The organism is Streptomyces sp. NBC_01460 (assembly GCF_036227405.1).
Lineage (GTDB): Bacteria > Actinomycetota > Actinomycetes > Streptomycetales > Streptomycetaceae > Streptomyces.
In genome coordinates this window covers 5,762,335-5,776,070 of record NZ_CP109473.1, presented here as the reverse complement: position 1 = coordinate 5,776,070, position 13,736 = coordinate 5,762,335, and the positions used below count along the sequence as shown (strand labels likewise).

Sequence of the window (13,736 nt, the reverse complement as noted above, 5' to 3'; positions counted from 1 at the left end):
CGGACCACTGTCCGATGGTCCCGGAGGCGCCGCCTCCGGGACCGTCGCGGGCCGGACCCGGGACCTTCGCAGGTCGGACCCGGGGTCAGCGCAGGGCCGAACCCGCCTTCCACCGCGCCCAGCCGACGTTCCAGCCGCCGAGGCCGTTGTCCGGAGCGACGGTGGCGTCCGCGGAGTTGATCACCTCGACGACGTCGCCCACGAGCGTCCGCTCGAAGAACCAGCCGGCCGGTGTGTCCGAGCCGCCTCCCTTCACGTCGCGGAGTCCGATGCACCCGTGGCTGGTGTTCTCGGAGCCGAAGATGTCCGGGGACTCCCAGTAGTTGCCGTGCAGGAACGTGCCGGACTTCGTCAGCCGGATGGCGTGCGGGACGTCCTTGATGTCGTACTCACCGCCGAAGCCGACGGTGCTGCCGTCCATGCGGGTCACGTCGTGCAGCTCGGAGACCACCATCTTCCCGTTGTACGTCGTGGTCTTCGCCGCGCCCGCCGTGATCGGCACGCTGCTGACGACCTCGCCGTCGCGGCTCACCTCCATGGTGTGCGCCGCCGCGTCCACCACGGACGTCTGGGAGCGTCCCACCCGGAAGGTCACCTTCTTCCGCTGACTGCCGTACACGCCCGCCGCGCCCTCGACGTCGCGCAGGCCCACGTCGACGGTGACCTCGGTGCCCGGTTCCCAGTAGGCGGCGGGGCGGAAGTCCAGGCGGTCCTTGCCGAACCAGTGGCCGACCACCTCGACCTCGGGATCCGTGGTGATCCTGATGGCCTTCTCCACCGCGGCACGGTGGGTGACGGGCCGGTTGAAGTCGAAGGAGACGATCATGCCGGTGCCCACGGTGGAGCGGTTCTCCGGCTTGAAGTAGCCGATGAAGCGGTCCTTGGGGACCAGCGTGGTGAACGTGGTGCTGCGGGCCGAGCGATGGCCGTCGCCGTCGACGGCGACGGCCTCCACGCTGTACTTTCCGGCCAGCCCGAGCCGGTACCCGTCGTCCCGGGGCTTCCAGGAACGGCCGTCCCCGGCGATCCGGCCCGGCACCTCCTGATGCTCCGCGTCCTCCGTCCGCACCACCTTCACCCGCTCCAGGCGCCCGTCGGGGACGGTCACCTCCAGCCGGCTGCCCGCCCCGACGTTCTCGGCGCCGTCCTCGGGGACGATCCGGATGGCGTCCCCGGGTGCGCGGTCGTCCCCGAAGAACGACCCGGTCCCGGTGCAGCCGGTCAGTACGGCCAGCACGGTGAACAGTCCTGCCCATGTCAGCACGGCGGCCGAGCCGGCCCGCGCTCTCTTCGCTACGTGGTTCACGCTCCCCCAACGACACCGCCGCTCCGGGGAAACGTGAGTGCGGGCCCCCCGGTGGGCAGAACAGAGGGGAGGACACCGCCAGGAAGGCCGCGGCCGGGACGCCGCGTACTCCTCCCTACGGGTGGCCGCTCCTACGAGCCGCAGGAGGCTGAGAGGTGTCGAGCACAGCCGAGCAGGAGGAAACGCCGCGTACGACGGGGCGGGTGGTGGCGACCGGACCGGCCCTCGGGGAGGGGCCGGACAGACCACCCGTATGGCCGGGTGCCCCGATGCCGCTGGGAGCGCGCTACCGGGTCGGACCGGACGGCGTGGCCGGCACCAACTTCGCCCTCTGGGCCGGCGGGGCGGAGGCCGTCGAGCTCTGCCTCTTCGACGAGCGGGGCACCGAGACCCGGCTGCCGCTCACCGAGCTGACCCATGAGATCTGGCACGGATTCGTCCCCGGCGTGCCTCCGGGACAGCGCTACGGCTACCGGGTGCACGGCCGCTGGGACCCCTGGACCGGGGCCCGGTGGAACGCCGCGAAGCTGCTCCTCGACCCCTACGCCCGAGCGGTGGACGGCTCGTTCACCCTGCCGCCCGAGGTGTACGGCCATGTGAGGGACTGGCCCGAGCAGCACGTCGCCGACACCGTGCGTGACGACCGCGACTCCGCGCCGTACGTCCCCAAGGCCGTCGTCGTGCACGACGACGACGACTGGGCGGAGGACCGCAGGCCCAAGACACCGTGGGCCGACTCGGTCATCTACGAACTCCACGTGCGCGGCTTCACCAAGCTCCACCCGGACATCCCGCCGGAGCTGCGCGGCACCTACGCCGGGCTCGCCCACCCCGCCGCGATCGGCCACCTGCGGCGCCTCGGGGTCACGGCGGTCGAGCTGCTCCCGGTCCACCAGTTCGCGCACGAGGACCATCTGCTGCGGCGCGGACTGCACAACTACTGGGGCTACAACTCGATCGGCTACTTCGCCCCGCACGCCGGCTACGCGGCGAACGGCACCGCCGGACAGCAGGTCGGCGAGTTCAAGCAGATGGTGCGCGCCCTGCACGACGCCGGGATCGAGGTGATCCTGGACGTGGTCTACAACCACACGGCCGAGGCCGGGGAGCTCGGCCCGATGCTGTCCCTGCGCGGGATCGACAACCGCGGCTACTACCGCCTCCAGCCGGACGCCCGCCGCTACGCGGACTACACCGGCTGCGGCAACACCCTGCACGTGGTGCAGCCGCAGGTCCTGCGGCTGATCACGGACTCGCTCCGCTACTGGGTGACGGAGATGGGCGTGGACGGCTTCCGCTTCGACCTGGCGGCCGCGCTCGCCCGCTCGATGCACGACGTCGACATGCTCTCCCCCTTCCTCGCGGTGATCGCCCAGGACCCCGTCCTGCGCCGGGTCAAGCTGATCGCCGAGCCGTGGGACGTCGGCAACGGCGGCTACCAGGTGGGGGCGTTCCCGCCGCTGTGGACCGAGTGGAACGACCGCTACCGCGACGCCGTACGCGACTTCTGGCGCGGCGCGCTCCCGGACGTGCGCGACATCGGGTACCGGCTGACGGGATCGAGCGACCTGTACGCCTGGGGCGGCAGACGCCCGTACGCCTCGGTCAACTTCGTCACCGCGCACGACGGTTTCACCCTGCGCGACCTGGTCAGCTACGACCACAAGCACAACGAGGCCAACGGGGAGGGCAACCGGGACGGCACGAACGACAACCGCTCCTGGAACGGAGGCGCGGAGGGCGAGACCGACGACGCCGAGGTCAACGCCCTGCGCCGGCGGCAGCTGCGCAACCTCCTGACCACCCTCCTCCTCTCGACCGGGGTGCCGATGCTGGTGGCCGGTGACGAGATGGGGCGTACGCAGGGCGGCAACAACAACGCCTACTGCCAGGACAACGAGGTCAGCTGGCTGGACTGGTCGCTCCTGGAGGACCCCCGGTGGCGGGAGCTGACCGAGCTGACCGCCCGGGTGCTCGCCCTGCGCCACCGCCATCCGGTGCTGCGCCGCCGCGCCTTCTTCGCCGGGACGCCGCAGGCCCCCGACGGGCTGCGGGACCTGGCGTGGTTCACCCCGCAGGGCGAGGAGATGACGGACGGCGACTGGTACGCGCCGGCGGCCACGCTCGCGCTCTACCTCTCCGGGCGCGACATCCCGGGCCGGGACGCCCGGGGCGGGCAGATCACCGACGACAGCTTCCTCGCCGTCCTCCACGCGGACCACCGGCCCCGCGCCTTCCGGCTCCCCGGCCCTCCCTGGGCCCAGACCTACGAGCTGGTGCTGGACACCTCGCGCGAGGACCAGTCCACGGCGCCCGGCACCCTCCACCGGGGCGGCACGGAACTCACGGTGGAGGGGAGGTCGGTGCTGCTGCTGCGGGTGGCGGGGTGACGGACCGGGTCAGCCGAGGATGCCCCGCTCGTAGGCGGTGGCGACGGCGGCGGCCCGGTCCTTCGCGCCCAGCTTGGCGAAGACGTGGGTGAGATGGGTCTTCACGGTCGCCTCGCTGATGAACAGCTCGGCGGCGATCTCCCGGTTCGAGGTTCCCCGGGCGACGAGCCGGAGCACCTCGCGCTCGCGCGCGGACAGCGGTTCGCGCGCGGGTGCGGCCGGGGTGCGCACCCGCGAGATGAGGCGTGAGGCCACGGCCGGCGACAGCACCGCGCGGCCCTCCGCGGCCGCGCGCACGGCGGTGAAGAGCTCCTCGCGGGGCGCGTCCTTGAGCAGGTAGCCGGTCGCGCCCGCCTCGATGGCGGGCAGGGTGTCGGAGTCGGTGTCGTACGTGGTGAGGACGAGCACCCTGGACCGGGCGCCGAGCCGGGCCAGTTCGGCGATGGCGGCCACACCGCCGCCGCCGGGCATCCGCAGGTCCATCAGGACGACGTCGGGGTCCAGAGCGGCCGTGAGCTCCACGGCGGCCACCCCGTCGGCGGCCTCGCCGAGCACCTCGAAGCCGGGGGCCGAGGCGAACATCCCGCGCAGACCGTCCCGTACGACGGGGTGGTCGTCGACGACGAGCAGGGTGATGACGCGCGCGTTTCCCGTGGTCCCGGTCATGGCGGCCCAGGTTACCGGCCGTCAGTTACGCCGCACCAGCGGCACCCGGGCGGAGACGGCCGTGCCCTGCCCGGGCTCCGTCTCGATCTCGGCCGTCCCCGCGATCCGCTCGGCGCGGGCCCGCATCCCGCCGAGTCCGAAGCCTCCCGTGCCGCTGCGCGGGGGCAGGGCCGCCGGGTCGAAGCCGCAGCCGTCGTCGCGGATGTCCAGGGTGACCTCGTCGCCCATGTAGGAGAGGGTCACGCCGGCCCGTGCCGCCCCGGCGTGCCGGGCCGTGTTGGCGAGTGCCTCCTCCGCGATGCGGAGCAGGGTGGCGCCGACCTCGTCGTGGAGCGGCTCGACGGTGCCGGTGACGGTGAGGTCCGCCCGTACGCCGGTGCGCTCCGCCCATCCGGTGACCGTCTTCTTCAGCGCTCCGGGCAGGTCGTCGTGGACCAGCGCGGCCGGTACGAGGTCGTGCACGGAGCGGCGGGCCTCGCCGAGGCTGTGCCGGGCGAGCCCTGCCGCGCGGTCGAGGTGCTCACGGGCCTGGGCGGGGTCCTCGGTCGAGGTGACGGCCTGGAGCTGGGCGATGATCCCGGTGAGGCCCTGCGCGAGGGTGTCGTGGATCTCTGCGGCGAGCCGCCTCCGCTCGTCGGCCACGCCGGCCTCCCGTGCCTGGAGCAGGAGCTGGGCGTGCAGGGCCGCGTTCTCGGAGAGTGCTTGCTCCAGACGGTTGTTGGCGCGCTCCAGCTCGGTGATGGTCGCGGTCTGACGCTCGGTCCGCTCCGTCTCCCGGGCGCTGATGTTGCCGAAGAGCAGGGCGAGGGAGAAGTGCAGGACCAACAGCGCTCCGAAGGCGGCCCAGTTGGTGAGGGAGGCGGGAGGCATGCCGCTGCCGGACTGACTGCCGGCCATGGTGACGGCGGTGCAGAACAGACCGGCGCGCACGAAGCGTCCGGGCACCAGTTCGACGATGTCGAAGTAGCCGGATATGGCGAAGACGGAGAAGAACGGGTTGTACCAGCAGAGCGCGAACGCGATCAGGGTCCGCAGCACGTAGTAGCTCCGGGCGGCGGTCCCTCGCGCGGGGGCCCGGGACCTGGCCCGGCCCCACCACAGCTGGAGCGCGGAGGCCGCCACGAGGAGGCCGGCCGTGGTGTACCGGTCGGCTCCGGACATCCCGATGAGGTCCGCGGAGAGCGCGGCCATCAGGGCGCCGATGCCGAGCAGTGCGTTCGGACCGTGCCGGTGGAACTGCTCCCAGCGCTGCTCGACCGTCCTGACGCCGCCCATGACACCCCTCCCCCGGTCCCGCCCCCGGCCCAGTCTCCCCCGTACACGGTGCCGCGGTCACTCCCAGCGGAAGAGCCGGGTCGAGGCGGTGCCCAGGGCCGCGGTCCACACCACCATGACGCCGAGGTGCGCGAGGCCCGGCCAGTCGCCCGAGGCCGCCTGGTCGAGGGCCTGGGAGGCGGCGCCGAACGGAGTGAGCTCGACGATGCCGCGCAGCAGGTCCGGCATGGTCTGGACGGGCACCCAGACCCCGGCGGTGAACATCATCAGGAGGTAGGCCACCGATCCGACCGCCGTCGCGATCCTGGACGTCCGGGACAGCGCGCAGATGGTCGCGCCGAGGGCGAGGACGCAGGCGACGGCGAGGAGGAGGGCCAGCAGGTAGCCGAACACCTGCCCCGGCAGCCGTACACCGAACGCGACGCGTCCGACGGCCAGGACGAGGGCCGCGGAGCCCAGGGACGCCGCGCCGTGCAGCACGATCTGGGCGGCGAGCAGGGCCGAGGGACGCACCGGCGTGGCCGACATCCGGCGCAGGATGCCGCGTTCCCGGTATCCGGTGAGGACCGGCGGCATGGCCTGGAGCCCGGCCATGATCATGGCCAGCAGGACGGCCACCGGTACGTACAGGTCGATGACGCTGCGGCCGCCGAGGGCCTCGTCGGCCTTCCTGAAGGAGGGGATCAGGCCCAGGATCGTCATCAGGACGGCCGGGAAGACGAGGATCCAGAACAGGCTGCCGGGTTCACGCAGGAAGAGCCGGGTCTCCGTCCTGAGGACGGCGGCGAGCGGGGCGGGGCGGGGCGCGGTCGTGTTCATGGCGGTCATGGTCAGGAGGCCTGTTCCGTGAGGTCGAGGAATACGTCGTCCAGGCCCGCCTCCGCGACGCGCAGCCGGCGGGCCGTGATGCGGTGGCGGGCGAGGAGCGTGATCACGGCGTTGGCGGTGTCGTCCGTGCCGTGGATCACCACCTGGCCGCCGGGGTCGGTCATGTCGACGGAGACGGTGCCGGGCAGCGCGTCGAGTTCGGTGTACGCGATCGGCTCCGAGGGGATGAAGGAGATGGCGGTCGATCCCGCCGCTCCGCCGATCAGCCCGCCCGGGGTGTCGAGCGCGACGACCCGGCCCTTGTCGATCACCGCGACCCGGTCGCAGAGCCGCTGGGCCTCCTCCATGAAGTGGGTGACCAGCAGGACGGTCACCCCGCTGTCCCGGATCTCCTCGATGAGGCGCCAGGTGTCCCTGCGCGCGCGGGGGTCGAGGCCGGTGGTGAGCTCGTCCAGCACGACCACCCTCGGGTTGCCGATGAGCGCGAGCGCGATGAAGAGCCGCTGCTTCTGGCCGCCGGACAGCTTGCCGAAGCGGCGGCCGAGGTGCTCGGTGAGCCCGAGCCGTTCGGCGAGCGCGTTCCGGTCCGCGGGACGCGGATAGAAGGCGCTGTAGAGCTCCAGGGCCTCACCGACGGTCAGCTTGGGCTGGAGCTCGCTCTCCTGGAGCTGCGCCCCCAGCAGCTGGGTGACCGCGTGGCGTTCGGTGGCGGGATCGAGCCCGGCGACCCGGACGGTGCCCGAGTCCGGGACCCGCAGCCCCTCGACGCATTCGACGGTGGTGGTCTTGCCGGCTCCGTTGGGTCCGAGGATCCCGAAGATCTCCCCCTCCTCGACGGAGAAACCGACCCCGTCGACCGCGGGGCGGCCGCCGTAGGCCTTGTGGACCCCGTGCACTTCGATGATTGCCATGCCCGCAAGGATTCCGGCGGACGGGCGGCGCCGGTATCCGCCGTCACGCTCGGAAGCGCATCAGCCGATCGGTTGACCGGCTGCTCCGACCACCGGCGGGTGACCGGAAAATCACGTGAGCGATGTCAGTGGTGAACCATAAGCTCGGTCCTGATGCCCGAAAAGCCTGCAGAGCCCACGGAACGGTCCGCCGTGCGCTCACTCCTGCGACTGTGGCCCTACGTCAGACCGGTGCGTGCGCGCTGGATCGGTGCCGCCCTCGTGGCGGTGCTCGCCTCCTGTCTCACCCTGGTGATCCCGCTGGTCCTGAAGTGGATGGTGGACGGCCCCGTCGCGGACCGCGATCCGGGCGGGGTATGGCTGGGGGCGCTCTACCTGCTGCTGCTGGGGATCGTCGAGGCGGGGCTGTTCGGGCTCCGGCGGTGGCTCGTGGCCCGGCCGCTGGCCGGTGTGGAGGCGTCGATGCGCGCCGACCTCTACCGCCATCTGCAGCGGCTGCCCGTGGCGTTCCACGACCGCTGGCCGTCGGGGCAGCTGCTCTCGCGCGGGACCACGGATCTGATGCTGATGAGGATGTTCCTGGCCTTCCCGCTGACGTTCCTCCTGGTCAACAGCACGACGATCCTGGTCGGTTTCGTCATCCTCTTCGCCCAGGAGTGGTCCCTGGGGCTGGTGCTGCTCGCTCCCGCGGTCCCCCTGATGATCCTGTGCTCGCTCTTCGAGACGAAGTACGCGCTGGTGGCGCGCAGGGCCCAGGACCAGGTCGGCGATCTGACGACGGTCGTCGAGGAGAGCGTGCTGGGCATCCGCATCGTCAAGGGGTTCGGCCGCAACCGCAGCCAGGCGCTGGCCTTCCGCTCGCTCGCCCGGCGGCTGCGTACGACGGAGCTGGGCAAGGCCCGTCTGCTCGCGGGCATCTGGGCGCTCGTCACCGCCATCCCCGAACTGGCGATCGGCGCCGCGCTGGTGCTCGGCACGATCGAGGTCGCGGACGGCGGTCTGTCGGCGGGGACACTCGTCGCGTTCCTCTCGACGGCCCTGGCCCTGCGCTGGCCCGTCGACTCGATCGGCTTCCTGCTCGCGATGAGCCAGGAGTCGGCGACGGCCGCCGACCGCTACTTCGAGGTCATGGACGCCGCGGAGGAGCAGGAGCCCGAGGGGCCGGGCGCCGGGGCCGGGGAGGCGGGAGCGGGCATCGTCTTCGACGGGGTCGAATTCCGCTACCCCGACGCCGAGCCGGGCTCACCGCCCGTCCTGGCCCGGATCGACCTGCGGATCCGCCCCGGGGAGACGATGGCCCTGGTGGGGGCCACGGGGTCCGGGAAGACGACGCTGACGGCGCTCGTCCCCCGGCTGCACGAGGTCACCGGAGGCCGGATCCTGCTGGACGGTGAGGACATCGCCGGCATGGAGCGGTCCCGGCTGCGCGAGCTGGTGTCGGTGGCCTTCGAGGAACCGACCCTCTTCTCGGCGACCGTCGGGGAGAACGTGCTGATGGGCGCGGAGGGCGCGAGCGCGCAGGAGCTGCACCGGGCGCTGTCGGTCGCCCAGGCCGACTTCGTGCACGACCTCCCGCAGGGCGTCGACACGCAGGTCGGCGAGCAGGGCCTGAGCCTCTCCGGGGGCCAGCGGCAGCGCCTCGCCCTGGCCCGCGCCGTCGTCGGCACACCGCGCTTCCTGGTCCTCGACGACCCGCTCTCCGCCCTGGACGTGCATACGGAGACGCTGGTGGAGGCGGCGCTGCGGCGCGTACTGGAGGAGACGACCGCGGTGGTCGTCGCCCACCGGCCGTCCACCGTGATGCTGGCCGACCGGGTGGCCCTGCTGTCCGAGGGCCGGATCAGCGCCGTGGGGACCCATCAGGAACTCCTGCGCACCAACGCCGAGTACGCCTGGCTGATGTCGGGCGCCGGGGACGGACACGTCCTCGTTCCCGAGGAGGGCAGCACCCGATGACCAGCACGACCGCCGACGGACCGGCCCTCGCCGACGAGGACCTGCCCGGGAAGGGCCCCGGACGGGGCGCGGAGGGCGAGGACCCGTTCGACGCCGACGCCCTGCCCACTCCTCCCGGTGCCACCCGGTCCCTGCTCGCCTCCCTGCTGGCACCGCTGCGGGCCAGGGTGGTGGTGGCGTCGCTCCTGCTGCTCGTCCAGCAGGCCGCCGTGCAGGCCGGCCCGCTGCTGGTGGCGTACGCCATCGACAGCGGTGTACCCGCGTTCCGCGCCCACGACTACGGGCCGCTGGTGGCCGTGGGCATCGGGTACGCGGTGTGCGCGGCCGGCGCGGGGCTGCTCCAGTACGCCTTCATCCGGGCGGCCGCGCGGATCAACCAGGACGTGCTGCTCGACCTGCGCGGCCGGATCTTCCGTCACGCGCAGTCGCTGAGCGTGGACTTCCACGAGCGCTACACCTCGGGCCGGCTGATCTCCCGCTCGACCACGGACGTGGAATCCCTGCGGGAACTGCTCAGCGAAGGGCTGCAGGAGCTCATCGGGGTGGTCCTGTCGTTCGTGGCGATCTCCCTGATGCTGCTCTGGCTCGACCTCGGTATCGGCGCCATCGCGGTGGCCTCCTTCGCCCCCCTGTACCTGCTGGTGCGGAGTTACCGCCGGAGGGCCGCCGACGCCTACTCGGCACGCTCCTCGGCGATGGCCGCGGTGATCGTGAAGTTCGCCGAGACGATGAACGGGATCCGTCCGGTGCAGGCCTTCCGCAGGGAGCGCGCCAACGACGAGGACTTCGCGGTGTCCAACCGCCGCCACGAGCGGAGGAACGGCGACGCGCTGCTGGAGATGGCCCGTTACGTCGTCGGCTCCCGGCTCGTCGCCAACACGGCGGTCGCCGCGATGGTGCTGTGGGGTGCCCACCGGGTGGCGTCGGGGACGCTGGCGCTCGGCGTGCTGGCCGCGGCGGTGCTGTACCTGCGCCGGCTCTACGACCCGATCGACCGGCTGGCGATGTTCCTCAACTCCTACCAGTCGGCGGCCGCTTCGCTGGAGAAGATCGCGGGCCTGCTCGCGCAGACGCCCGCCGTGCCGGAGCCCGCCACACCGAGGACGCTGCCCGTCCTGGCCGGGGAGCACCCCGGCCGCGAGGTCGTCTTCGACGGGGTGCGGTTCGCCTACCGCACGGGGGGCGAGGTCCTGCCGCGCTTCGATCTGACGGTCCCGGCCGGCCAGACCGTGGCCGTGGTCGGCTCGACGGGCGCGGGCAAGTCGACGCTGGCCAAGCTGCTGGCCCGCTTCTACGACCCGACGGAGGGCCGGGTCCTGCTGGACGGCACCGATCTGCGCGACCTCGCCACGCCCGAGCTGCGGCGGGGTGTGGTGATGGTGACCCAGGAGGCGTTCCTCTTCTCCGGGACGATCGCCGAGAACATCGCGATCGGCCGTCCGGAGGCGACGCCCGAGGAGATCGAGCACGCGGCCAAGGCCATCGGGGCGCACGACTTCATCAGCGCCCTGCCCGACGGGTACGGGACGGACGTCCGCAAGCGGGGCGGCCGCATCTCGGCGGGGCAGCGGCAACTGGTCGCGTTCGCACGGGCCCTGCTGGCCGATCCCGCCGTACTGATCCTCGACGAGGCCACCAGCTCGCTGGACGTCCCCGGTGAGCGGGCGGTGCAGCGGGCGATGGACACCGTCCTGCACGGCCGTACCGCGGTGGTGATCGCGCACCGCCTGTCGACCGTGGAGATCGCGGACCGGGTGCTGGTGATGGAGCACGGCCGGATCGTGGAGGACGGCGCCCCGGCCGGCCTCATCGGCGGTACGGGACGCTTCGCGGGCCTGCACAGGGCCTGGCGGGAGAGCCTGGCCTGATCCCGGCCGGACCCCGGACCGACCACGACGAGGGCTTCCCGCCGGGCGCGGGGAGCCCTCGTCGTCGGGGCGGACCGGAAACTGGCCACAGTTCCTCGCCGTCTCAGCCCGTGGTCCACCTCCGCTCCACGTCTGCCAGTTCGAACACGGCACATTCGAACGGAATCTCAACTCACCCTGCGACGCAAGGCCTGTCGGCCCCTCGACACCGCCCTCGTGGCGTCCGGATGACACACGGCGAAACGTCCGCTTAACGAACACGGCATTTCCGGCAACGGACGACTTTTGGCCAATGTGTTGACGCGGTCCTGACACGCACACGCTCCGGCTGGCACTCTTCCCCCGTTCCACGCACCGCCTGCTCTGCCCGGTCCGCTCACCCAGTGGTCCGTAAGCCCCCCTCGCAGAAGGAGTCCGCGTGAGACCCACGCCCAGCCGTCGTGCCACCGCGACCGGCGCTCTGATAGCCGCAGCAGCTCTCCTCGCCGTCGGAATGCAGGGCGGTGCCGCAACGGCCGCCCCCGAAGGCGCGTCCGCGGCCCCCGCCGCCGCGGTGAAGGGCGCCGACCCCGGCGCGCTCCCCGCGAAGCTCTCCCCCGCCCAGCGGGCCGAACTGCTCCAGGAGGCCAACGCCACCAAGGCGGCCACCGCCGAGGAGCTGGGGCTCGGCGCCACGGAGAAGCTCGTGGTCCGCGACGTCGTCAAGGATGTCGACGGCACCACCCACACCCGCTACGAGCGCACCCTCGACGGCCTCCCCGTCCTCGGCGGCGACCTGGTCGTCGCGGAGAAGGCCGGGAAGACCGAGGGCGTCAGCAAGGCGTCCAAGGCGACCGGCGCGCAGCTGAAGGCGGTCGGCACCACCGCCGACGTCGCGCCGGCCACCGCCGAGAAGCAGGCGCTCACCGCGGCCCGGGCGGACGGCTCGAAGAGCACCGAGGCGAGCAAGGCCCCGCGCAAGGTCGTCTGGGCGGCGAGCGGCACCCCGCAGCTCGCGTACGAGACCGTGGTCGGCGGCCTCCAGCACGACGGCACCCCGAACGAGCTGCACGTCATCACGGACGCCTCCTCGGGCGCCAAGCTGTACGAGTGGCAGGCCATCGAGACCGGCACCGGCAACACCCAGTACAGCGGCCAGGTCACGCTGGGCACCTCGGGCTCCTCGGGTTCGTACAACCTGACCGACGCCGCGCGAGGCAGCCACAAGACGTACAACCTGAACCGCGGCACCTCGGGCACCGGGACGCTCTTCTCCGGCGCGGACGACATCTGGGGCAACGGCAGCGCGTCGAACACCGAGACGGCCGCCGCCGACGCGCACTACGGGGCCGCGGAGACCTGGGACTTCTACAAGAACGTCATGGGCCGCACCGGCATCAAGGGCAACGGCGTCGGCGCGTATTCCCGCGTCCACTACGGCAACAGCTACGTCAACGCCTTCTGGTCCGACAGCTGCTTCTGCATGACCTACGGCGACGGCAGCGGCAACCTCGCGCCCCTGACCTCGCTGGACGTGGCGGCCCACGAGATGACGCACGGCGTCACCTCCAACACCGCCGGTCTCAACTACAGCGGTGAGTCCGGCGGCCTCAACGAGGCCACCTCGGACATCTTCGCGGCGGGTGTGGAGTTCTACTCCAACACCGCCACGGACCCGGGCGACTACCTCGTCGGCGAGAAGATCGACATCAACGGCGACGGCACCCCGCTGCGTTACATGGACAAGCCGAGCAAGGACGGGGCGTCCAAGGACGCCTGGTACTCCGGCCTCGGCTCGATCGACGTCCACTACTCCTCGGGCCCGGCGAACCACTTCTTCTACCTGCTCTCCGAGGGCAGTGGCGCCAAGACCGTCAACGGGGTGTCGTACAACTCCCCGACCTCCGACGGCCTCCCGGTGACCGGCATCGGCCGGGACAAGGCGCTGCAGATCTGGTTCAAGGCGCTCACCACGAAGTTCACCACCACCACGAACTACGCGGCGGCCCGCACCGGCACCCTCGCCGTGGCGAGTGAGCTGTACGGCGCCACGAGCGCCGAGTACGCCGGCGTGGCCAACGCCTGGGCCGCCATCGCCGTCGGCTCCCGTCCCGGCGGCACCGACCCGGGCGGCAAGGTCTTCCAGAACACGACCGTCAAGGCGATCGCCGACCTGAGCACCACCAACTTCCCGGTCGTCGTCAGCGGCGTCACCGGCAACGCGCCCAGCACGCTGTCCGTGGCGGTCAACATCACCCACACCTACCGCGGTGACCTCGTCCTCGACCTGGTCGCCCCGGACGGGACGGCGTACCGCCTGAAGAACTCCTCGTCGAGCGACTCCGCGGACAACGTGGTGGCGACCTACACGGTCAACGCCTCCTCCGAGGTGGCCAACGGCACGTGGAACCTCAAGGTCCAGGACGCCTACTCGGGCGACACCGGCACCTTCAACAGCGTCAAGCTCACCTTCTGAGCACCGCCCGGGGACGCTGAGGTCCGGCGGCCCCGGAACGGACACCCGAACGCACAGGACGGCCCCGGGGAGCACGCTCCC

The 13,736-nt window shown here is 72.1% G+C and carries 9 protein-coding genes; 4 read left to right on the top strand and 5 right to left on the bottom strand.

Translation table 11 applies throughout. The features are described from left to right. Positions 1-85: 85 nt before the first annotated feature. Positions 86-1,306 carry a L,D-transpeptidase gene (locus OG488_RS26200; RefSeq protein ID WP_329233018.1) on the bottom strand — a complete coding sequence of 407 codons (1,221 nt, stop codon included), beginning with the start codon at positions 1,304-1,306 and terminating at the stop codon, positions 86-88. A gap of 269 nt (positions 1,307-1,575) precedes the next feature. On the opposite strand from OG488_RS26200, the gene glgX reads away from it, so the two are divergent. Beyond that, positions 1,576-3,696 carry a glycogen debranching protein GlgX gene (gene glgX, locus OG488_RS26195; RefSeq protein ID WP_329239011.1) on the top strand — a complete coding sequence of 707 codons (2,121 nt, stop codon included), beginning with the start codon at positions 1,576-1,578 and terminating at the stop codon, positions 3,694-3,696. Positions 3,697-3,705: 9 nt separating this feature from the next. Here the strand turns inward: glgX and OG488_RS26190 are convergent, their stop codons facing one another. Genes OG488_RS26190 through OG488_RS26175 form a run of 4 tightly spaced genes read right to left on the bottom strand, consistent with a single transcriptional unit; the run spans position 3,706 to position 7,376 of the window. Further along, on the bottom strand, positions 3,706-4,362 hold the full coding sequence (locus OG488_RS26190; RefSeq protein WP_329233016.1) for a response regulator transcription factor: 657 nt from the start codon (positions 4,360-4,362) through the stop codon (positions 3,706-3,708). 21 nt (positions 4,363-4,383) lie between these two features. Continuing rightward, positions 4,384-5,637, bottom strand: a complete 1,254-nt coding sequence (locus tag OG488_RS26185) for a sensor histidine kinase (protein ID WP_329233014.1) — start codon at positions 5,635-5,637, stop codon at positions 4,384-4,386. A gap of 57 nt (positions 5,638-5,694) precedes the next feature. Then, positions 5,695-6,465: an ABC transporter permease gene (locus tag OG488_RS26180; RefSeq protein WP_329233012.1), complete on the bottom strand. Its 771-nt coding sequence runs from the start codon at positions 6,463-6,465 to the stop codon at positions 5,695-5,697. A 2-nt stretch (positions 6,466-6,467) separates the two neighbouring features. Further along, on the bottom strand, positions 6,468-7,376 hold the full coding sequence (locus OG488_RS26175) for an ABC transporter ATP-binding protein (protein WP_329233010.1): 909 nt from the start codon (positions 7,374-7,376) through the stop codon (positions 6,468-6,470). A gap of 153 nt (positions 7,377-7,529) precedes the next feature. Between OG488_RS26175 and OG488_RS26170 the strand changes: the two genes are divergently transcribed. The 3 genes from OG488_RS26170 to OG488_RS26160 all read left to right on the top strand — a co-directional run bounded on the left by OG488_RS26170 (position 7,530) and on the right by OG488_RS26160 (position 13,655). Beyond that, positions 7,530-9,332 (top strand): ABC transporter ATP-binding protein, encoded by a 1,803-nt coding sequence (locus OG488_RS26170; protein ID WP_329233008.1) that lies wholly within the window; start codon positions 7,530-7,532, stop codon positions 9,330-9,332. After that, on the top strand, positions 9,329-11,200 hold the full coding sequence (locus OG488_RS26165) for an ABC transporter ATP-binding protein (RefSeq protein ID WP_329233007.1): 1,872 nt from the start codon (positions 9,329-9,331) through the stop codon (positions 11,198-11,200). The genes OG488_RS26170 and OG488_RS26165 overlap by 4 nt, the downstream gene beginning before the upstream one ends. 418 nt (positions 11,201-11,618) lie before the next feature. Further along, complete coding sequence (locus tag OG488_RS26160; protein ID WP_329233006.1) at positions 11,619-13,655, top strand: M4 family metallopeptidase; 2,037 nt, start codon at positions 11,619-11,621, stop codon at positions 13,653-13,655. Positions 13,656-13,736: the final 81 nt, after the last annotated feature.